At 73.2% G+C, this 20,568-nt stretch carries 13 protein-coding genes; 5 read left to right on the top strand and 8 right to left on the bottom strand.

Annotation, left to right across the window (positions count from 1 at the left end):
• Positions 1-15: 15 nt before the first annotated feature.
• Complete coding sequence (locus ACZ4U1_RS01915) at positions 16-1,266, bottom strand: sarcosine oxidase subunit beta family protein (RefSeq protein WP_467898382.1); 1,251 nt, start codon at positions 1,264-1,266, stop codon at positions 16-18.
• 186 nt (positions 1,267-1,452) lie between these two features.
• Here ACZ4U1_RS01915 and ACZ4U1_RS01910 point away from each other — a divergent pair, with 186 nt between their 5' ends.
• Positions 1,453-2,109 carry a GntR family transcriptional regulator gene (locus ACZ4U1_RS01910; RefSeq protein ID WP_467898379.1) on the top strand — a complete coding sequence of 219 codons (657 nt, stop codon included), beginning with the start codon at positions 1,453-1,455 and terminating at the stop codon, positions 2,107-2,109.
• Between the two features lie 41 nt (positions 2,110-2,150).
• On the opposite strand, the gene ACZ4U1_RS01905 is transcribed toward ACZ4U1_RS01910, so the two are convergent.
• From ACZ4U1_RS01905 to ACZ4U1_RS01885, 5 genes are all read right to left on the bottom strand, one after another.
• Entirely contained in the window at positions 2,151-2,861 is a 711-nt protein-coding gene (locus ACZ4U1_RS01905) for an N-acyl homoserine lactonase family protein (RefSeq protein ID WP_467898376.1), read from the bottom strand.
• A 97-nt stretch (positions 2,862-2,958) separates the two neighbouring features.
• Positions 2,959-3,927, bottom strand: coding sequence for a pentapeptide repeat-containing protein (locus ACZ4U1_RS01900; protein ID WP_467898374.1), 969 nt, complete (start codon positions 3,925-3,927; stop codon positions 2,959-2,961).
• A gap of 354 nt (positions 3,928-4,281) precedes the next feature.
• The gene (locus tag ACZ4U1_RS01895) at positions 4,282-5,511 is read right to left on the bottom strand and encodes a cytochrome P450 (RefSeq protein WP_467898371.1); all 1,230 of its coding nucleotides are present in this window, start codon (positions 5,509-5,511) and stop codon (positions 4,282-4,284) included.
• A 64-nt stretch (positions 5,512-5,575) separates the two neighbouring features.
• A complete protein-coding gene (locus ACZ4U1_RS01890) occupies positions 5,576-6,184 on the bottom strand; it encodes a phosphopantetheine-binding protein (RefSeq protein ID WP_467898368.1) in 609 nt (202 codons plus the stop codon).
• Positions 6,181-6,984 (bottom strand): thioesterase II family protein, encoded by an 804-nt coding sequence (locus ACZ4U1_RS01885; RefSeq protein WP_467898365.1) that lies wholly within the window; start codon positions 6,982-6,984, stop codon positions 6,181-6,183. Before ACZ4U1_RS01885 ends, ACZ4U1_RS01890 begins: the two co-directional genes overlap by 4 nt.
• A 1,191-nt stretch (positions 6,985-8,175) precedes the next feature.
• Here ACZ4U1_RS01885 and ACZ4U1_RS01880 point away from each other — a divergent pair.
• Both ACZ4U1_RS01880 and aroF read left to right on the top strand, forming a co-directional pair.
• On the top strand, positions 8,176-9,504 hold the full coding sequence (locus ACZ4U1_RS01880) for a condensation domain-containing protein (protein WP_467898362.1): 1,329 nt from the start codon (positions 8,176-8,178) through the stop codon (positions 9,502-9,504).
• A 49-nt stretch (positions 9,505-9,553) separates the two neighbouring features.
• Positions 9,554-10,606 carry a 3-deoxy-7-phosphoheptulonate synthase gene (gene aroF / locus ACZ4U1_RS01875; protein WP_467898358.1) on the top strand — a complete coding sequence of 351 codons (1,053 nt, stop codon included), beginning with the start codon at positions 9,554-9,556 and terminating at the stop codon, positions 10,604-10,606.
• 116 nt (positions 10,607-10,722) lie between these two features.
• Here aroF and ACZ4U1_RS01870 read toward each other — a convergent pair whose 3' ends face one another.
• Positions 10,723-15,795: an amino acid adenylation domain-containing protein gene (locus ACZ4U1_RS01870; protein WP_467898355.1), complete on the bottom strand. Its 5,073-nt coding sequence runs from the start codon at positions 15,793-15,795 to the stop codon at positions 10,723-10,725.
• Between the two features lie 122 nt (positions 15,796-15,917).
• Here ACZ4U1_RS01870 and ACZ4U1_RS01865 point away from each other — a divergent pair, with 122 nt between their 5' ends.
• Positions 15,918-17,831, top strand: coding sequence for a condensation domain-containing protein (locus ACZ4U1_RS01865; protein ID WP_467898352.1), 1,914 nt, complete (start codon positions 15,918-15,920; stop codon positions 17,829-17,831).
• A gap of 110 nt (positions 17,832-17,941) precedes the next feature.
• Here ACZ4U1_RS01865 and ACZ4U1_RS01860 read toward each other — a convergent pair whose 3' ends face one another.
• Complete coding sequence (locus ACZ4U1_RS01860) at positions 17,942-19,456, bottom strand: MFS transporter (RefSeq protein WP_467898349.1); 1,515 nt, start codon at positions 19,454-19,456, stop codon at positions 17,942-17,944.
• A gap of 122 nt (positions 19,457-19,578) precedes the next feature.
• Between ACZ4U1_RS01860 and ACZ4U1_RS01855 the strand changes: the two genes are divergently transcribed.
• Positions 19,579-20,535 (top strand): LysR family transcriptional regulator, encoded by a 957-nt coding sequence (locus ACZ4U1_RS01855; protein ID WP_467898346.1) that lies wholly within the window; start codon positions 19,579-19,581, stop codon positions 20,533-20,535.
• Positions 20,536-20,568 lie beyond the last annotated feature (33 nt).

The raw sequence follows: 20,568 nt of genomic DNA, 5'->3' as shown, positions 1-20,568 counted from the left end.
CGGTCGGTGCGGACGTCAGTGGGCGACGGCGGCCGCGCCGTGCTCGTCGACCAGGGCGCCGGTGGTGAAGCGGGCAAGGGTGAAGGGCGCGTTGTAGGGGTGCGGTTCGCCGGTGGCGATGGTGTGCGCGAAGCACCAGCCGACGCCCGGTGTGGCCTTGAAACCGCCGGTGCCCCAGCCGCAGTTGAGGTAGAGATCCTCGACGGGGGTCAGGCCGACGATGGGGGAGGCGTCCGGGGTGACGTCGACGATGCCGGCCCAGGTGCGCAGCATGTGGGCGCGGGCGAACACGGGGAACAGCTCCAGCGCGGCGGCCATCTGGCGTTCCAGGATGTGGAAGGAGCCGCGCTGTCCGTAGCCGTTGTAGCTGTCGATGCCGGCCCCCATGACGAGTTCGCCCTTGTGGGCCTGGGAGACGTACACGTGCACGGCGTTGGACATCACGACGGTCGGGTGCACCGGTTCGAGCAGCTCCGAGACCAGGGCCTGCAGGGGGTGGCTCTGCAGCGGCAGCCGCAGGCCGGCCATGGACGCCAGCACCGAGGAGTGCCCGGCCGCGGCGAGGGCGACCTTGCCCGCGGCGATGGAGCCGCGCGTGGTCCGCACGCCTCGCACCCGGCCGTCCCGGATGTCGAGGCCGGTGACTTCGCAGTCCTGGATCAGGTCGATGCCGTGGCCGTCGGCCCTGCGGGCGAACCCCCAGGCCACGTAGTCGTGCTTGGCGATGCCCGCGCGCGGCTGGTAGGTCGCGCCGAGCACGGGGTGGCGCACGTCGGGGGAGACGTTGACGATGGGGCAGACCTTGGCGACCTCGTCCGGCTCCAGCCACTCGGCGTCGATGCCGTTGAGCTGGTTGGCGTGGACGCGGCGCTTGCTGTCGCGGATGTCCTGCGGGCTGTGGGCGAGGTTGAGTACGCCGCGCTGGCTGAAGAGGATGGGGTGGTCGAGGTCCTCTTCGAGGGTCTCCCACAGCTTCAGCGCGTGCTCGTAGATGCCGGCGCTCTCGTCCCACAGGTAGTTGGAGCGGATGATGGTGGTGTTGCGGGCCATGTTGCCGCCCGCGAGCCAGCCCTTCTCCAGGACGGCCACATTGGTGATGCCGTGGTTCTCGGCCAGGTAGTAGGCGGTGGCCAGGCCGTGTCCGCCGCCCCCGACGATGACGACGTCGTAGGACGGCTTGGGGTCGGGGTTGCGCCACAGGAAGCCGGGGTGGACGGGCAGGACGTCTCCGGGCGTGGCCGGAGTGTTGTCAGGCGGGTGCGTCACTGAGCAGCCTCCTGGGCCGCGAGGTGCGGATCGGCGGGGTGCGGCGGGAACCGGTCGGTCGGGCGTTCTCGCTCGCGGTGGCGATGGGACCTCCCTGCGGAGCGACTGAAAGACGACTGATATATCAATCGCGCTGTTGCGCTACGCTAAGAGCACGGATCCGGTCACGTCAAGGGAGGGTTTCGGGTGACTGCGTCGACCGTCGCTGGTCAGGGCGGCGAGGGAACGCTGGCCGATCAGGCCTACCGGTCCGTCTCGGACCGTCTGGTGACCCTCCAGATCCGCCCCGGAGAACCCGTCAACGACGACCGGATCGCCGCCGAACTCGGCTTCGGACGCACTCCGGTCCGGGAGGCCCTCAAGCGACTGGAGCACGAGCGCCTCATCGTCTCCTACCCACGGCGCGGAACCTTCGCCACCGAGGTGCAGATCGCCGACCTCGGACACATCTCAGAGGTCCGCAAGCAGCTGGAGCCCCTCGCCGCGAGCATCGCGGCCCAGCGCGCCGGCGACGCCGACCGAGCAGGCCTCGACCGTCTGCTGGCCCGGCTGGCGGACGCGCCCGACGGCCGCACCGACCTGATCCGGCTCGACATGACCGTGCACCGTGCCATCTACGCCGCGACCCGGAATCCCTACCTTGAGGACACCCTGATCAGGTACGACAACCTGGCCACCCGTATCTGGTGCCTGTTCCTCGACCGGCTGCCCGGCCTGGCGGGCCATGTGCACGAGCACGGTCCCCTGCTGCGCGCGATCATCGACGGCGACGCCGAGAAGGCCGCAGCCCTCGCCGCGGGACACGTGGAAGGGTTCGAGGCGGCGATCCGCGGCGTCATCTGACGTTCGGGACGGGTTGTAGGCGTCTGCGCCCCGCGTCCGCGCTAGAACGTACTGCGCGCCGGTTCCCAGACCGAGCAGTCGTGGGCGAAGAGGACGCGGCGTGGGTCGAAGTCGGCGAGCCGTTCGAGCCAGGGCTGGTAGGCGGGGAGCGGCTCTTCCGGACCGTGCAGTGTTGCTTGGCGGGCGAGGTGGTCCGAGGCGAACTGGGACGCGAAGTCGTGTGCCTGCCCGGCGAGGATCACGGTGCCGTCGCTTCGCCGAACGACGAGGGACTGATGCCCCTGGGTGTGTCCTGGGGTCGGGATGATCCAGATTCCCGGCCGGACCTCCGCCTCGCCGGCGAGCTCCTCGTAGGTCGCGCCGGGGAAGTCGACGAGTTCGGCGAAGGTGTGGTCGCCGCGGCGGGCCGTGGCCAGCTCCACGTCCTGGACCAGGATGGGCTTGCCGCCCAGGAGGGGATTCCCGCCGCAGTGGTCGAAGTGCAGGTGGCAGTTGACGACAAGGGAGATGTCGCAGAGGCCGGCCCCCGCCTCGGAGAGGGCGTCTTGCAGCGGACGGCGACGGGGGCGGTAGTGCGCTTCCGTCTCGGGGTCCGCGTTGCCGATGCCGGTGTCGAAGAGGATCAGGCCCTGATCATGCTCCACCAGGTAGGCGAGCACGGGTTCCACCCGCGGTTGCGGGCCACCGGTCTCTGCGGCGGGGCGGACGAAGTAGCCCAGGTCAAGTCGATGCACCGCGGTGTTCTTCCCCATGCGGCCATCCTGGCAGGCGGCCTTCAACGGCGGTCACGGCCAACCGGTGTCCTGACGGACATCGGTGACTTTTCCGCTGTCGGCGGATTCCCCGCGCCTACCAGTGCGCGGGCCGGCTGAGCGCCGGGGGCAGTACGGTGGCCGCGTCGCCCTTGGCCGCGTTCAGCTGCGCCTGGGTGAGGAACAGCGCGCCGGTGAGGTCCGCGCCGCTCAGGTCGGCGTCCCGGAGGTCGGCCCCGATCAGGTCGGCGTCGCGCAGATCGGCCTCGCTGAGGTCGGCGGCGACGAGGAGGGCGCCGCGCAGGCTCGCCCCCCTGAGGTCGGCGCCGGAAAGTTTCGCGCCGATCAGATCGGCTCCCCGGTGGTTCTTCTTACGGCCCGGGACCTGGGCCCGGGCCAGCTCGCCGGCCCGCAGCAACAGTGTGTTGACCTCGCCGCGCAGCGCGTTCACGTCCAGCCGGGCGATCGACTCGGCGCTGCCGCGGGTCAGACCGTCGATGTGGGCCAGCGCCTTCCGCAGCTCCTTGTGGACGGGGCGGGCCGGTGCGAGGCCGAGGGCCTCGGTGACGTACCAGAGCAGCTCGTGCAGCTGCCGCATGACGGGGAAGACCTGGAACATGGAGCGCGCCGTCTTCGGCGCCTGACGCCAGTCTGTGCCCCCGAAGGTGGTCTGGGACACCTTCTGCCCGGCGCCGAAGCAGTCGAAGACGGTGCAGCCCGGGTAGCCCTTGTCGCGCAGCTGCGCGTGGATGCCGCAGCGGAAGTCCTGCCGGAGGTTCGAACAGGGCTGGCCGGCGGGCTTGTCGACGGCGAAGTCGGCTGAGCGGGCGAAGGGCAGCGCCACGCAGCACAGCCCGAAGCAGTTGGCGCAGTCGGCCTGCAGATCCTTGCGGTCCTCCGAGGCCTTGCCGCTTCGGGGCGCCGCGTGTTCCCGCCCCCGTGGCCGGGGCGGCCTGCGGTCCTGCTCCTTGGAGTCCGGGCGGTGCTCGGGGGTGGGCCGGCCCTTCTCGGCCTGCCGGCTCGTGAGGCCCTGGCCCGCGGTGCCGCGCTCCCGGTCCTTGCTCATCGGGCTACCGCCGTCGCGGCCCTGGCCTGCGGACGGACGCGTGCGCTCACCTGCCTGGGACGGGCGGCGTCCTTGCCCGCCGGCGGCGGACGACCGTCGGCGTCCCCCGGAGGAAGAGGGGGCTCCGTGCTGTGGCGACACCGTGCGTGCTCCTGTTGGGCGACGAGCACCGCATACCGTGGCGCTCTGAGAACGGCTCTCATTCTCGCAGACGGCACTTGGTGCCCGACCGAGCGGCTGCCGGGACCGGGACCGGGCGGCAGGTGCGGTGCCCGGGCGTCCGCGTCGCCGTCACCTCGCGCGCGTGGGTCGGGTCGCGCAGGCCGACCGCGTCCAGGGCCCGCCGGATGCCTGTCAGCGGCCCTTCAAGGTCACCGGAACGCTGCAGACTCCGCCGAGGAAGTTGGAGTAGATCCGGGCCGGTTCGCCGGCCGGTTCCAGGTCGGTGACCAGGTCGCGCAGGGATTCCAGGACCGCGCCGATCTCCAGACGCGCGAGATGGGAGCCGAGGCAGAAGTGGGAGCCTCCGCCGAGGGTGACGTGCTTGTTCGGGTTGCGCGACAGGCGGAAGTCGTCGGGGTGTTCGAAGACCTGCTCGTCGCGGTTGGCCGACACGTTCCACAGGGTGACGATGTCGCCGGCCCGCAGGTCCGTGCCGCCGACGGTGACGTCTCGTACGACGGTGCGCGCCATGTGCATGGACGGAGTGGTCCAGCGCAGCACCTCGTCGACGGCCGTCTCCACCGCGACCTCGCCGCGCTGCCACGCCTGCCACTGGGCGGGGTGGTCGAGGAACGCGAGCACCGCTCCGCCGATGGCCATCCGCGTGGTCTCGCCGCCGCCGAGGATCAGGCTGTAGCAGTTGAAGACGATCTCGTCGTCGGTGAGACCGCTGCCGTTGACACGAGCCGAGGTGAGCAGGGTGACGATGTCGTCGGCGGGGGCCGTCCGCCGTCCTTCGGAGAGGTTGGCGAAGTAGTACAGGACCTCGTTCTTGGCCCGCCAGGCGTCGGCATGGGTCAGGACGGGGGTCTCGGAGGCGACCATGGTCGAGGTGAGGGCGAAGATGCGCTCGCGGTCCCGGTGCGGGACGCCGAGCAGGTCGCAGATCGCGGCGAGCGGGATCTCCTTCGCCACGTCCGTCGCGAAGTCGCAGGTGCCGCGCTCCAGCGCCTGGCCGATCAGCTGCCGGGCCATCGCGCGGATGCGTACCCCCAGCGCCTCCAGGCCCCGCCGGGAGAAGGTCTTGGTGAGGATCTGGCGCACCTCGGTGTGCCGGACGCCGTCGGTCAGCGACAGCATGCGACGACCCGCCGAGTCCCCGCCTCCGCGCAGCGCGTCGAGCACGTTGCCGCGTTCGGAGGTGAAGTGCGTGGTGTCGCGGTAGACGGCGCTCACGTCACGGTGGGCCGTCAGCATCCAGTAGCCGGCCAGCCCGTCGCGCGGCGGCTGCCGGCGGACCGGCTCGTGCGTGCGCAGGTGACGCCACACCTCGGTGAGGTCACACGTCGAGTGCAGGACCCGGTCGGCGAAGTCGAGACGGTCGATCTCGTCGGGTGACAGGATGGGGCGGGACCCCGGCATCGGTCTTCTCCTTTCCTCCGCCTCGCATGCGTGGCTTTCCACCCGAGTACGCGGCTCGTGCGCCTCAGTGCGCGGCCTCGCCGGCACGCGCCCGGTCCACCGCGTCGGCCTGGTGCCGCAGCACGCTGTTCTCGAACAGCACCTCCGGCGGCACCTCCAGCCCCAGGTCCCGCTGCAGCCGTATCCGCACCCGCACGGCGAGCAGCGAGTGGCCGCCGAGCGAGAAGAAGTCGTCGTCGAGACCGATGGCGTCGACGGCGAGCAGGTCCTCCCAGACTCCCGCGAGGTACCGCTCGGTGGGACCGGCGGGCGGTGTATGGGGGGCTCGCCTGCGGGCCAGGTCCTCCAGGGCGCGGGCGAGGCCGTCCGCGGTCCAGGCGGCGTCCGACTGGTGAGCGCGTGCCGTCATGGCCACGAACTCCGGGACGCCCGCGGCCGGTTCACGGTCCGGTACGAGCTTCGCGTCGGCCAGGTGCTCCCGCAGCTCCCGCAGGGACAGCGCGTCACCGGACGGGGCCACGAAGGCGATCAGACGCCGGGGTTCGGCGTCCGTGGCGCGGACCGCCGCCCTGGCCACCGAGGGGTGCTCCAGCAGTACCCGCTCCATCTCGGCGGGCTCGGTGCGCACCCCTTGTACCTCCACGGGACCACTGGGGCGTACCAGAGGGGTCATACCGTCATCCTCCGCTGCACGTCGGCTTCCTGGGGCCGGCCGAAGTCCCGCTCGATCACCTCGGCCAGCGGCGCGGTGGCGTCGAGGACCGACCACTTGCCGCCGGGCAGCGTGTGCGGGCTGAGCGGGCCGCATTCGGACCAGTACGTCATCTCCTCCGGGCGGACATCGGTGTCGTCCTGCCAGCTGATGGCCGTCACGGGGCAGTTGACCGGTTCCGCCGCCGCGGGGCGGTAGCCGAAGCACATGCGCAGATCGGCCCTGAGCACCCGCAGCGCCATCGGGACCAGGTCGGAGTGCAGCTCTCCCTGACCCAGCATGCGGGAGACCCGCTGCACCTGTTCACGCAGCTCGTCGTCTGTCATCGACGGGTGGTAGACGCCGGTGGCGCCGGGGGCGGGCATCCGGTAGCGGCGCTCCGGCGGCCAGTGCGGCACACGCGACGACGACACGAAGAGCCGCCGGGGAGCGGGGGCCCGCTCCGCGGCCAGCGCGGCGACCAGAGCGTGGGCCAGCAAGGCGCCCATGCAGTGCCCGAACACGGCGTACGGCCGGTCGGTGTAGGGCAGCAGCGCTCGCGCGCAGTCCCTGCCGAAGTCCTCGAACGTCTCGTACGGGGCGTGGCCGAGCCGGTTCTCCCGGCCGGGCGGCTGCACCGGGCACACCTCCAGCGGCCCGAACCGCTCGGGCCAGTGCCGGAACACCGAGGCGCCGACGCCGCTGTACGGCATGACGAACAGCCGGGCGTCCGCGTGGGCCGACGGTTCCCGCAACAGCCAGGTGCCGCTGCGCTGCGACATGAATCCTCCCGGGGCCACGGCCTCCGGCGGCGCGGCCTGTCGACTCGAACACGGGCACGGACGCTAAGCGCGGGCGGTTAGCCGAAAGTTACGCCGCCCCTCACCTGCCGGCCCGCGCCCCGCGTGCCGGCCCACCCCCCACCGCTGCCTGCCGGTTCGTGCTTCGCCTGCCGGTCTGTGCCCCGCCTGCTGGCTTGGTCCGCGCCTCGCCTGCCGGTCCGTGCCCCGCCCGCTGGCTTGGCCTTCGCCATCGCCTGCCAGTCCGTGCCCCGCCCGCCGGTCCTGCTTCGCCTGCTGGCTTGGCCTTCGCCTTCGCCTGCCGGTCCGTGCTTCGCCTGCCGGCCCTGGCCTCCGGCCCGCCTGCCCGCCCGGCCTCCGCCCAACGCCTGTCGGCGTGGCCACCGGCCCTTGCGGCGACCGCCCGGGCGCGCGGGTCGGTACCCACCCGCCGAGGCCGCCTGCTCCCCAGGCCCCAGGCCCCAGGCCCCTGGCTACCGGGCCCCCGGACCGCGCGCCCACCCGCCCACGGCCCCCTGGACCGCGCGGCCGCTCCTCTCGCCCATCCGTCGAGCTCGGCAGCCCTGTTGTCGTCCGCCGAGGCCGCCTGTTCCCCAGGTCGTCGGCCCCTGGACCGCTGGGCCGCTCCACCCTTCCACTCTCCGACCCGACAGGCCCGGTTTGTCGTCCGCCGCGGTCGCCTGTCTCCCAGGCCGCCGTCCCCCAGGATTGCGGGCCCGCCCCGCCCTTCCACCCTCCGAGGCGACAGCCCCGGTTGTCCTCCACCGCGGTCGCCTGTCCCCCAGGCCGCCGTCCCCCAGGATTGCGGGCCCGCCCCGCCCTCCCACTCTCCGAGGCGACAGCCCGGTTGTGGTCCGCCGACGCCGTCTGCCCTCCAGGCCGCAGGCCCCCCGAGCCGCTCGGCCGCCCACCCTCACACCAGCCCACCCCCTGAGGCCGCAGCCCCGGTTGTCGTCCGCCGCGGTCACCGGCCCCCGGCCATCGCCCTCCGCGTTCGTCACCGTCGAGTTCGTCACCCCCCGCCGATCGCCCGCCGACGCCCGCCAGGCCGCCGTAACCGTCCGACGTCACCCGGGCAGCCCCACCCGTGTCCGAGGTCGCCCGGGCGGCCGTAACCGTGTGCAAACCGCGCCCCGGCACGCTGAGCCGCACGCGTACAAGGAGCTGATCTCCGTGGCCGATGCCCGCTCGCGCATCCAGGCGCTCTCGTCTGACCGGAGGGCCCTGATCGAGGCCTTGGCGGCCGGGCGACCGGCGGGCCGCGCGCCCACGACGGCGGCGCAGGAGCGGTACTGGCAGCTCAACCAGGCCGATCCCGCGGACCCCCGCTACCTGTGGCCGTGGGCCCTCTCGCTGCGCGGGCCGCTCGACACCGACGCGCTCGGCCGGGCCGTCCGCTCCGTGCTGAACCGGCACGACCTGCTCACCTCCACCTTCCGCCGGCAGGACGGCGCGTTGTGGCAGATGCGCGATACGGCGCCGGCCCGCGGGCCACGCCTCGTGCGGGTTCCCGACGGACCCGGTGGCGTGCAGCGCGAGATCGAGCGCATCAACCGGCGCGGCAGGGACCTGGCACGCCAGGCGCCCGTGGACACCACACTGCTGCGCGTCGGCCCGGACGAGCACGTCCTGGTGGCGGACATCCACGCGATCGCCAACGACGCCTGGTCGATGCGTCTCTTCCTCGACGACCTCGCGGCCCACTACAACGGGTCCGCGCCCGCCTCCCGTCCCGCCCCCTTCGCCGAGCACGCCGCCCGGCAGCGGCGCTGGCTGGCCGGTGAGGAGGCCGAGCGGCAGGCGCGCCACTGGGTCCGGGCCCTGGCAGGTCTGCCTCCCGCACCCCTGCCCGCCGACGGCCGTCGCTGCGTCGTACAGCGGGTCGACGTCCCGGCCGGCGTCATGGACGGGGTGCGCGCCATCGGCCGACAGGCCGGCGCCACCCCCTTCATGACCCTGTACGCCCTCTTCGCGGACGTCCTCGGCGCACTGACCGGGCGCACCGACATCGTGGTGGCCTCGTCGGTGTCGGGCCGCGACACACCGGACACCCACCAGGTCATCGGCTGCTTCGTGAACCGGGTGGTGCTGCGCGTCGACGTGGGCGGTGCTCCCGGTGACCGGGAACTCGTCCAACGCGGCCGGGCCTCGGTCCTCGCGGCCCTGGCCAACGCACGGCTGCCTTTCGAGCACGTGGTGCGCCGTGTCGCACCCGACGAGTACCACCGGCCTGCCCCGTTGGCGGACGTCATGTTCGTGTACGACGACCAGGACGGGCGGGCCGCCACCGGCGCCGCCCCTCGGTTCACCGGCCTGGAGGCGTCGTTCGTCGAGCCCGAGTACCGCACCACACGATTCGCCCTGCTGTTGACCGCGCGCCCCGTGCCGTCCGGGGGGCTGGTCCTCGAAGCGCACTGCCCGAGCGACCCGCACCACGTCCGCACCGCGCAGGAGTTGCTGCGCCGCTGTGCCGTACGGTTCGCGCGGCTGCGCGGCGCCTGAGCCACGTGCCGCGGCGCGCCCGCCCGCGCACCGGGAGGAAGGACCCCAGATGATCGCCATCGTCCTGAGTGACACGTGCACCCCCGCGCAGCGCCGGCACGTGCTGTCGGCGGTGCAGTTCGCGGGATCCGGTCTCAGAGTGCACACGCCGCATCTGGTGTCGCTCACCGGTGACCGGGACCGCGTCGCGGCCGTCCTGGACGGCCTGCCGCAGGTCACGCAGATCGCGTCGCTGTCGGCCGGGTACCCGCGTGCGGCGCGGCTGGCGGGGCGCGCGGCCACCACACGGGTGTGGGTGTCGGACGTGGAGATCGGAGGCCCCGGATTCACCGTCATCGCCGGCCCGTGCTCCGTGGAGAACCGGCACCAGATGCTGACCACGGCCCGGGAGGTCCACGCCTGCGGCGCGCACGCGATCCGCGCGGGCGCGTTCAAGCCCCGTACGTCGCCGTACGCGTTCCAGGGCCTCGGTGAGGCGGGACTGGGGCTCCTGGCGGAGGCCCGGGAGCGGACCGGCCTGCCCCTGGTGACGGAGGTGGTGGACGTACGGGATGTGGAGCGGGTGGCGCAGGCGGTGGACATGGTGCAGATCGGCGCCCGGAACATGCAGAACTACGCACTGCTGCGCGAGGCCGGCAGGTTGCGCATGCCGGTCCTGCTCAAGCGCGGCCTGGCGGCCACTCTGGACGAGTGGCTGCTCGCCGCGGAGTACGTGCTCGACGGCGGCAACGAGCAGGTCGTGCTGTGCGAGCGGGGGATCCGTACCTTCGAGACCGGATACCGCTTCACGCTGGATCTCGCCGCCGTCGTCGTCCTCAAGGAACGCACGCACCTGCCGGTCATCGTGGACCCGAGCCATGCCGCCGGCACCCGCGGCCGTGTCGTGCCCCTCGCGCTCGCGGCAGCCGCCGTGGGGGCCGACGGCATCATCGTCGAGGCACATCACGATCCGTCCGCCGCGCTGTGCGACGCGGCGCAGGCCCTGCCGACGAGTGACCTCGCCGAGCTGATGCGCAGGCTGCGGCCGGCCGCGCAGTCGGCGGGACGCACGCTGGAGCCTGCGCCGGGCGGGCGGACCCTGACGTCCGTGAGCGGCGGCTGACCGGGACGGCGCGGACGACACCCGAGGCGCCTGCCTGAGACACCGAGGGGCTGCCGGAGTACCGTCCGGCAGCCCCTCAGCAGCCCCTCGGTAGCCCCTCAGTGCGCACCCCCGGCCTATCCCGCGTCCTGCTCCTCGTCCTGCGCGGCCGTCCTGGCCACGGCCTCGGCGAAGGCGACGACCCGCGGGCCGTGCTCGGCGTCCGTCGCCAGGCCCTTGGCCAGCTGCGCGCACGTCGGCAGATCGAAGATGTCGCGGACGGACAGGGGCACGTCCAGCAGCGAGCCGAGCCGGGCCGCGAACCGCGTTCCCGTGAGGGAGTCGCCGCCGAGGAGGAAGAAGTCGTCCTGGACGCCCACTTCGGGCCGCTCCAGGACCTCCGCGCAGACCGCGGCGACCAGCGCCTCCAGCGGCCCCCTGGGAGTGTCGTCCGGGTCCTGCGGACTCGTCTGCCCGGCCGTACGGCGCGCCTGCTCGGTCAGGGCGAGCCGGTCCACCTTGCCGTTGCCGGTGAGCGGCAGCGCGTCCAGGATCCGTACGTCCGCCGGAACCATGTAGCCGGGCAGCCGCTCCCTGAGATGCGCGGACACCTCGTCACCGCTGACGTCCCCGGCGACGAAGGCCACCAGATGGCGGGCCCGGCTCTCCCGGGCGGGCGCCACGACCACGCACGCCTCCACCCGGGGATGGCTGCGGGCGGCGTGTTCCACCTCGCCCAGTTCGATCCGGTACCCGTTGACCTGGACCTGGAAGTCGTCGCGTCCGAGGATCTCGATCGAGCCGTCCGGCAGATAGCGCCCCAGGTCACCCGTGGCGTAGACGCGTTCCCCGGTGGAGGGGAGCCGGAAGAAGCGCTCCCGGGTGCGTTCCTCGTCGCGCCAGTAGCCGTGGGCCAGTCCGACGTCGCTGCCCACCACCATCTCGCCGGGCACCCACACGGGCCGGTCCCGCCAGGCGCCGTCCAGCACGTGGTAGCGGTGGTTGGCCATCGGCTTGCCGTACGGGATGCTCGTCCAGTCCGGGTCGATCTCGCCGACCGGCTGGAGGATGGACCAGCAGACGGTCTCCGTCGGGCCGCCCGACCCCATCACCCGCAGGCGCGGGGCCAGTGCCCGCATGCGGTCGGGGAGGGTCAGCGGGATCCAGTCGCCCGACAGCACGGTCAGCCGCAGCGGTTCCAGCACGGGTGCCGCGCTGTCGCCGGCGACCTGCTCGGCCGCCTCGACCAGCATCTGCGCCAGTGCCGGCACCGAGTTCCAGAAGGTCACCGACTCCCGGCGGACGAGGTCCACCCAGTGCGCGGGGTCGGGCCGTTCACCGGCATCGGGCAGTACGGCCGCCCCACCGGCGGCGATGATGCCGAAGACGTCGTACACGGAGGCGTCGAAGTGCAGCCCCGACACGGCGAGCACCCGGTCGCCGGGACCGACACCGAAGCGCGTGTTGATGTCGCTGAACATGTTGGTCACACCGCGGTGGTCGACCATGACACCCTTGGGACGGCCCGTCGACCCGGAGGTGTAGATGACGTACGCCAGGTCGCGCGGCCCCTGCACGGAGGCGAGCGGAGCATCGCTGACGGTGTCGAAGTCACGGTCCACGGCCAGCACCCGTACGCCGTCCGGCCACGCGAGTGCGTCGACGAGCCGGCTCTGCGTGAGCACCAGCTCCGCCTCGCCGTTCTCCAGCAGTTCCCGCAGCCTCAGCGGCGGTACCGCGGGGTCGACCGGCAGGTGCGCGGCTCCGGCGGTGAGGACGCCGTACACCGCGGCGTACTGCTCCCAGCCCTTCTCGGCGACGATCGCCACCAGCCTGCCCGGACGCGCCCCCAGTTCGCGCAGGCGCCGTCCGATGCGGTTGGCGTGGGCGTGCAGTTCGGCGTGGGACAGGGTGCGGGCGGTGGTGATGACGGCGGGGGCGTCGGGGCGCTCGGCCGCCTGCCGCGCGAGCATCTCGTGCAGGAGTGTGTCGCCGACCTCCCGCGCCGTGTCGTTGACCGCGGCGCGTACGGCGAGCTGTTCGGCCGGTACGAGATCGAACCGCTCGGCCTGCCAGAGCGCCTCTTCCGTGATCAGGCGGTCCAGCAGCCCGCAGTAGGCGGTGAACATGTCGTCGACGAGGCCGGGCGGGAACATCGCGTCGAGGAAGTCCCACTTCAGGTGCAGGGTCCTGTCGATCTCACGGATCTGGAAGTCGAGCAGCACCTGCGGGGTCTGGGAGATGCCGTACGTCTCCCGGCCGAGCCCCGACACCTGCCGCCGGGGCGGATGTCCGAGCAGGCTCGTCACCACGATGGGCATGGCCGGGCGGGCCCCCGCGGCGGGCCGGCGGCGTTGCAGCTCGCGCAGCACCCGCACCCCGTTGAAGTGCCGGTGCTGGAGATCGGTCCAGATCTGCTCCTGGATGTCCAGGGCACGCTCGGCGAACGTCCCGTCGGTCTTCTCCACGGCCACCAGGAGCGTGTTGGTGAAGTCGCCGAGCAGCCGGTCGATGTCCGGGTGCACCGGCAGCCGGTCGAAGACGGGGAAGTTGATGGTGAACGCGTCGTTCCTGCTCCAGGTGCGCAGGACCTCGGCGAAGACCGCCACGAGGATGCCGGACGGCGTCACGCCCAGCCGCCGGGCTCGCTCCTGGAGCCGGTGCCAGCGCGCGGGGGCGAGCTGGTGCGCGTGCCGTTCGAAGCGGATCGTGCCCCGCGGCCGCGTGACCAGGGGCAGGTCGGGTGCGGGGGGCAGATCCGGGACGCGCTCCAGCCAGTAGGCGCGGGAGCGTTCGTAGGCGGGCGTGGCCTCCAGTGCCGAGCGCGCCTGCGTCACGTAGTCCCGGAACGTGATCCCCGGTGCGGGCGGGGCCGTGTCCGGGTCCTCGTACAGCTCGATCAGCTCCGGGAAGAGCACCTGGAACAGGCTCCAGGCGTCGACGACCAGCAGATCGACGCCGATGTGCAGACGCACCCGGCCGCCGGGCAGCAGCGTGACCCGCACGTCGAACAGCGGGCCGGTGTGCGGGTCCATCACCTGGTGCGACATCTCCTCGCGCACCCGCTGCGTCCGCTCACCGGCCGCGTCCGGGGACTCCTCCCGCAGATCGAGCACCCGCACCTCCTGACCGGCGGACGGTGGCAGCACCCGCTGGGTGCCGTCGGCCAGGACGACCGCGCGCAGCATGTCGTGGCGGCGCACCACCTCGGCCCACGCCCGCTCGAACCGCGGCACGTCCAGCCCGTCGCGCTCCCACTCGAAATAGCCGTGGCAGCCCACGTTCCCGAAGTCGACGGCGGCGCCCCGGCCGATCCACAGCGCCTGCTGCGTCTCCGTCAGCGGGAACGGCTCGTACCGGCCGGCCCGGTCGCGGCGCACCGGCGGCAGGCCGGTCAGGGACGAGGTCGCCTCGGCCGCGCCGCGTGCCGCGGTCAGCCGGGCCAGCGAGGCGACGCTCGACGCGCGCATGAGTTCGGGGAGCGTCACGTCGAGGCCGAGTTCCTCGCGCGCGCGGGTCAGCAGCCGCAGGGCGCTCAGCGAGTCGCCGCCCAGGTCGAAGAAGCCGTCGAGGACACCGATGTCGTCCAGTCCGAGCACCTCCGACCACAGGGCCGCCAGGCGCCGCTCCGTCTCGTTGCGCGGCTCCACCCTGCGCACGTCCAGGCCGGGCCGGCTCCGGCCGGCCGCCGGCAGCGCGGCCCGGTCCACCTTGCCGCCGGGGCCGACGGGGATCTCGTCCACGACCGTGAGGGTCACCGGAACCATGTAGGCGGGCAGCGTCCGGCGCAGCGCCCGGCGGATCTCGGACAGCAGGGGCGGGGCGGACGGGGCGGTGACGAGGTAGCCGGCCAGCCGGCGTTCCCCGTCCGCCGGTTCGGTCACGGTCACGGCGGCCTGGAGCACACCCGGCTGCCGCGCCAGCGCCGACTCGACCTCGCCCAGGTGGACCCGGTAGCCGCGGATCTTCACCTCGTCGTCGGCCCGGCCGATGACCTCGATCTCGCCGTCGGGCCAGCGCCGTGCCACGTCGCCCGTCCGGTACAGGACCGGGTGCGGGTCGTCGGGCAGGGGGTTGGGCAGGAACTTCTCCTCGTTCGTCGCGGGCTGGTTGAGGTAGCCGAGCGAGAGGCCGGCGCCGGAGACGTACAGCTCGCCCGGCTCCCCGGGCGGGACCGGCGCCAGCGACTCGTCGAGCACATGGACGTGCACGCCGGGCACGGGGCGGCCCACCGGCGGGGCGCGGTGCAGGCGCTCGTCCTCGGTCAGGGTGCGGCTCACGGCCGACAGGTTGCACGTGGTCACCACGGTGGCCTCGGACGATCCGTAGACGTTCACCACCTCGAACGGCAGCGTGTCCGGCGGCCAGGTGCGCAGGCGCTCGCCCGCCACCCGCACATTGCGCAGCGCCGTGTCGTCCGGCCAGCCCAGCGACCAGCAGCGCTCCGCCGTCGCCGTCATCATGAGGCTGTGGGAGACGCGCTCGCCCACCAGCCAGTCCCGCAGCGCCCCGGGGTCCGCCGCGACATGCGGTTCCGGCACGCACACCGTCGCGCCCGCGGCGAGCAGCGGCAGACAGTCCACCTCGACCAGCCCCGCCCCCGGGGAACACAGCCAACTGCCCCGCGAGCGCGGCTCGATGGCGCACTGCTCGATCAGCGTGTGCACCAGCGTCCGCAGGGCGCCGTGCCGGAACAGCACGGCCTTCGGGTCGCCCGTCGAGCCCGAGGTGAACGCGACATGGCAGACGGTGGCGTCGGTCACCGCGACCTCGGGCGGTCCGGCGGGCGCCGAACGCCATGTGTCGCCGTCCATCAGGACCACCGGCACCCCGGGGCCCTCGTCCAGCCCGGCCGCCGTGTGCTCGTCCGCCAGGACGACGGCCACCTCGGCGTGCCGCAGCATCGACGCGACCCGGGCCGAGGGGTGCGCGGGGTCGATCAGCACCGCCGCCACGCCCAGTTTGAAGCAGGCCAGCTGGGCGATCAGGTGCGCCGTGCCGCGCCCCAGGTACAGACCGGCCCGCGCGTCCGGCCGTACTCCCAGCCCCTGGAGGTGCCGGGCGAGCCGGTTGGCCGACTCCTCCAGGCCGGCGAAGTCCAGGGCCGTGCCCGCGTGCTCGACGGCCGTGGCCCTCGGTGTGCGGCGGGCTGCCAGTGCCACACGTTCGTGGACGTAGAGCTGTGACTCGTGGGAGTGGGTGTCCCGCACGACGTTCCGCCCTTTCCGCGCTGGAGACAGGAGGCGGGGACGGTAGGCCGCCGAGGTTAGCGAAGGGTTACGCGGCCGGGCGTAACCGGGCCCTAACCCGGCGGCCCTAGCCTCGGCCGGTCATGGACGACTCCCTCAGCCGCCTGACGCCCCAGCAGTGGACCCGCCTCGCCGAGCGCGTGCGGGCCGGACAGCCCCCCGCGCACGGAGAACCCGGCCCGCCGGTGCCGCGCGCCGACCCCGCGGCCCCCCTCCCCGCCACCCACACGCAGGAACAGCTGTGGTTCCTCAGCCGGCTGACCGCCGGCACGCCGAACTACAACGTGCCCTTCCGCTTCGATCTGGAAGGCCACCTGGAGCCCCGCCACCTGCACACAGCCCTGCGTACGGTCGTCCAGCGGCACGACGCCCTGCGCACCGAGCTGCGGCCCCACCCCGGCGGACTGCGCCAGGTGGTCCGGGCACGGGTCCCGGTGGAGCTGCCGGTGCGCGATCTGTCCGGGCACGACGACCCCCGCGCCGCCGCCGACTCCCGCTGCTTCGAACTCGCCCGCACCGTCTTCGACCTGGAGACCGCGCCGCTGTGGCGCTTCGAACTGCTGCGGCTGGACGAGCGGGGCGAGCGGCACGTGCTGGTGTGGGTCGCCTCCCACACCATCGCCGACGGCGGAGCGGTGGGCGTCCTGCTGGACGAGGCCGGCGCCGCGTACGCCGCGCTGGCAGCCGGCCGTGACGTCGTACTGCCCGACCCCGGGCCCCAGCTGGCCGACTACGCCGCCTGGCAGCGGACCACGCTGACCCCGGCGGAGACCGAGCGGCTCACGGCCTACTGGCGCCGCCGCCTCGACGGCTACGACGGCCTGCGCCTGACCTACGACCGGCCGGGCACCGCGGGCACCCTCCCCACCGGCCGCACCGTGCGGTTCACCGTCCCGGCCGGCCTGCGCCAACGGGTCGTCGGCCTGGCCAGGGAGCACGCCGGGTCGCCGTTCATGGTCCTGCTGGCCGCCTACCAGGTGCTGCTCGCCCGGCTGGCCCGCCGCCCCGACGTGGCGACCGCCCTGCCGCTGGCGTGCCGCGACACCCCCGGCTTCGAGCGCGTGTTCGGCTCGCTCACGAACACCGTCGTGATCCGCACGGACACCGGCGGCGCCTCCTTCGCCACGGTCCTCGACCGGGTCAGGGAGGCCGTCCTGGGCGCCATCGAGCACCAGAACCTGCCGTTCGGCAAGCTCGTGGAGGAGCTGAGGCCGGTCCGCCACGGACGTACCAACCCCATCGCCGAGACGATCTTCAGTTACGGCGGCACACCCGCGACCCTCGGCTGGACCCCCCTCGGCGACTCGGTGCGCGCCGCCTGCCGGGGCATGTCCAACGACACCGTCCGCTTCGACTTCGAACTGGTGCTGGACGACACCCTGGAGGGGCTGACCGGCCGGTTCGAGTACGACAGCGACCGCATCGACGCGCGCAGCGCCCGCCAGATCTGCGAGGCCTACCTGGAGATCCTCCGCGCCGCGGTGGACCACCCCGACACCCCCCTGCCGCAGCTGCCGGGCGAGCAGTCCGGCCGGCCCCGCCCGCCGCTGCCGGCCTGGTCCGCGGCGCCCGCCGGCGCCCCGGATCCCGCACCCCCGGGCGGGCCGGCATCCCCGGGCGGGCCGGCACCCGGCACGTGCGGCGCACCGCGCACCGAGACCGAGCGCGCCGTGGCCCGCATCTGGGCCGGTGCCCTGGGCCGTGACGTCCTGGAACGCGACGACGACTTCTTCGCCCTCGGCGGCTACTCGATGCTGGCGGTGGACGTGATCGCCGCCGTCAACGAGGAGTTCGGAACCGATCTGTCGGTGATGCAGATCTTCGAGACGAGCGGTCTCGCGTCGCTGGCCCGTGCGGTGGAGGCCGACGCCGCCGCCGTCGGAACCGACGGGGCGCGCGAGGACGAGACGGTTGCCGCGGACCTCCTTGAGCAGGTGGAGGGGATGAGCGACGAGGAGGTGGCGCGGGCGCTGGAGCGTCTGCGCGAAACCCCCTGAACCCGGGCCCGCCGCAGGGGAGAAGGAGAGCGGCCGCCCCGCACCGGAGGCGGGGGATGACTCCGGCGGGACGGCCGCTCGTCGGGGGGCCGGTCGGGCGTGACCGGCCGTCAGGTGTGCTGCGCTCCGGCCCGAGGCGCCTGCACCTGCGGGGAGCCGGGCGTCTGCGGCTGCCGTACGGCCTGCATGACGGCGGCTACCAGGACCGCGCCGACGACGAGGACCACCGCCGCCGTCACGAACGCGAAGCGGTAGCCGTCCACCATGGCCTGCCCGGCCGCACCGCCGGAGCCGCGTGCGTCATGGGCGTGGGTGACGGCGAGCGTCGTCAGCACCGCCAGCCCGAGCGAACTGCCCAGCTGCTGCACCGACGTCTGCACTCCCGAGCCGAGGCCGGCGTCCGCGTCCGACAAGCGGTACAGCGCCGCGTTCTGCAGCGCCGGCAGGCCGATCGCCAGACCGAACGACAGCACCACCGTCGCCGGTACGAGCTGGCCCCAGAACGAGCCCTGGGCGTCGATGCGCGCCAGCAGCAGCATGCCCACCGCGCTGACACCGAAGCCCACGATGATCGCCGTCTTCGCGCCGGCCTTCGTCACCAGCTGCGTGGAGACCACCATCCCCGGGATGAACGCGGCGCAGAAGGGCAGATACGCCAGACCCGACTGGAGCGGGGAGTAGCCGAGGACCTGTTGCACGTACAGCGTGACCAGGAAGAACATCGCGGCCATGGCGCTGGTGAGGAACACGGTGGCCACATTGGCGGTGATCCGGGTGCGGTCGGTGAAGAACCGCAGCGGCATCATCGGATCCGGAACCCGGGCCTCGACCAGCGCGAACAGCACGACCAGCACCAGCCCACCGGCCAGGGACCCCCACACCGCCACGCTGCTCCACGGGTGCTCCGACGCCTGCAGCAGACCGTTGACCACCGCGACCAGCCCGGCCGTGATGAGCAGACCGCCCCAGACGTCGGGCCGTTGCCGCGCGCCCGTGACCGGCGCGTCCTGCACATTGCGTGCCGCGAGAGCCAGCGCGACGGCGGCGACGGGCAGGTTGACCAGGAACACCCAGCGCCAGCCGGCCAGATCCACCAGCACGCCCGACAGCAGGACGCCCACCGTCGCCCCCATGCCGGCCAGACCTCCCCACATGCCGAGGGCCTTCGCCCGCTCCTTGCCGTCCGTGAACATCAGGACGATCAGCGACAGGGCGGCCGGCGACGCCATGGCCTCGCCGACGCCCTGGGCGAACCGGCTGACGATGAGCACACCGGAGTTCCAGGCCAGGCCGCTGGTCAGCGAGGCCAGGGCGAACAGCGTCGTACCGATCACGAACAGCCGTTTGCGTCCGACGAGGTCGGCCACCCGGCCGCCCAGGACGAGCAGTCCGCCCGCGGCCAGCAGATAGCCGTTGACCACCCAGGCCAGGCCGGCCTGCGAGGTGCCCAGATCGTCCTCGATCGAGGGCAGCGCGATGTTCACGACCGTGTTGTCGATCACGATGATGAACTGGACCAGCGAGAGTACGGCCAGCGCCTTCCAGCGGCGCGGGAACGCTGCGGGCTGCTCCGCGGGTGCGGGGGCGCCTCCTTTGCCCTCGGGCCCGGTCTCCATGGTGGACATCTGTTCTCCCAGCAAGCGGACGGACATCTTCGTCACGTCGAGTCAATGCCGGGCGCACGCGGCCTGTCCAACAACGATCACTCCGGGTTTGACAACCATCGGGAGTCTTCGAAGATGAGAGCGTGGATCTGGACATGGCGCAGGTGAGGGCATTCATCACGACGGCTGACGAGCAGCACTTCGGCAAGGCGGCCGAGCGCCTCCACCTCAGCCAGCAGGCGCTGTCCAAGCGCATCCGCCGGCTGGAGGAACTGCTCGGCACCCGGCTCCTGGAGCGCTCCAGCCAGGGCGTGGAACTGACCGAGGCGGGCTCCCGCTTCCTGGGCCCCGCCGTCGCCGCCCTGGACGCCGCGGACACGGCCGTCGCCGCCGTCGCCGCGGCCGGCCGTCCGCTGCGCATCGACGTCCTCGACGAGCGCCTGGTCCCGATACACCTCGTGCAGCGCTGGATCGACGCCGACCCGGACGCGCCGCTGGAGGTGAGCATGCGGCACGGCCTGGAGAACGCGCTGCCCGCCCTGCGGCGCGGGGAGATCGACGTGGCGTTCGGCCGGGTGCACGCGCTGCGCACTCCGTGGCGGGACGAGTTCGCGTACCGGCCGGCGCGACTGGAACCCCTCGTGCTGCTGGTGGGCCTCGACCACCCCTTCGCCCAGGAGCCGTCCGTCCGCCTCGCCGAGCTGCCCGGAGTCCCCCTGAGGACGCCCATGGGCGGCGGCGTGCTGGAATGGACCGCCTTCCTGCGGGAGTTCGCCGACACCTGGTCGCTCGACCTGAACACGAGCGGACCGGCGCTCAGCCTCGACCACCTGGTGGACACCGTCGCGGACAGTCCCGGCGCGGCGACCCTCGTCGGCGCGGGCATGAACGTACCCGACGGGCAGCGCATCCGGACGGTGCCGCTCGTGGACCCCACCCCCGTGTACCCGTGGTCGGCCGTGTGGCGCCGGGACCGGCCGCACCGGCTCCTGTCGCGGCTGCTCGACGCCGCCGGGAGCGGCGCCCGCGCCCGGGACATGGCCGACGCGATCGGCCCCGTCTGGCTGCCGGCCGCCGACCGGTCCGGCCTCGGCCTGTGACCACGGCCGCCGGCACGGCTTTGCTTGCAGGCC

The sequence above is a fragment of the Streptomyces sp. NPDC028928 genome, from assembly GCF_055564915.1.
This window is presented reverse-complemented; position numbering and strand designations above follow the sequence as displayed.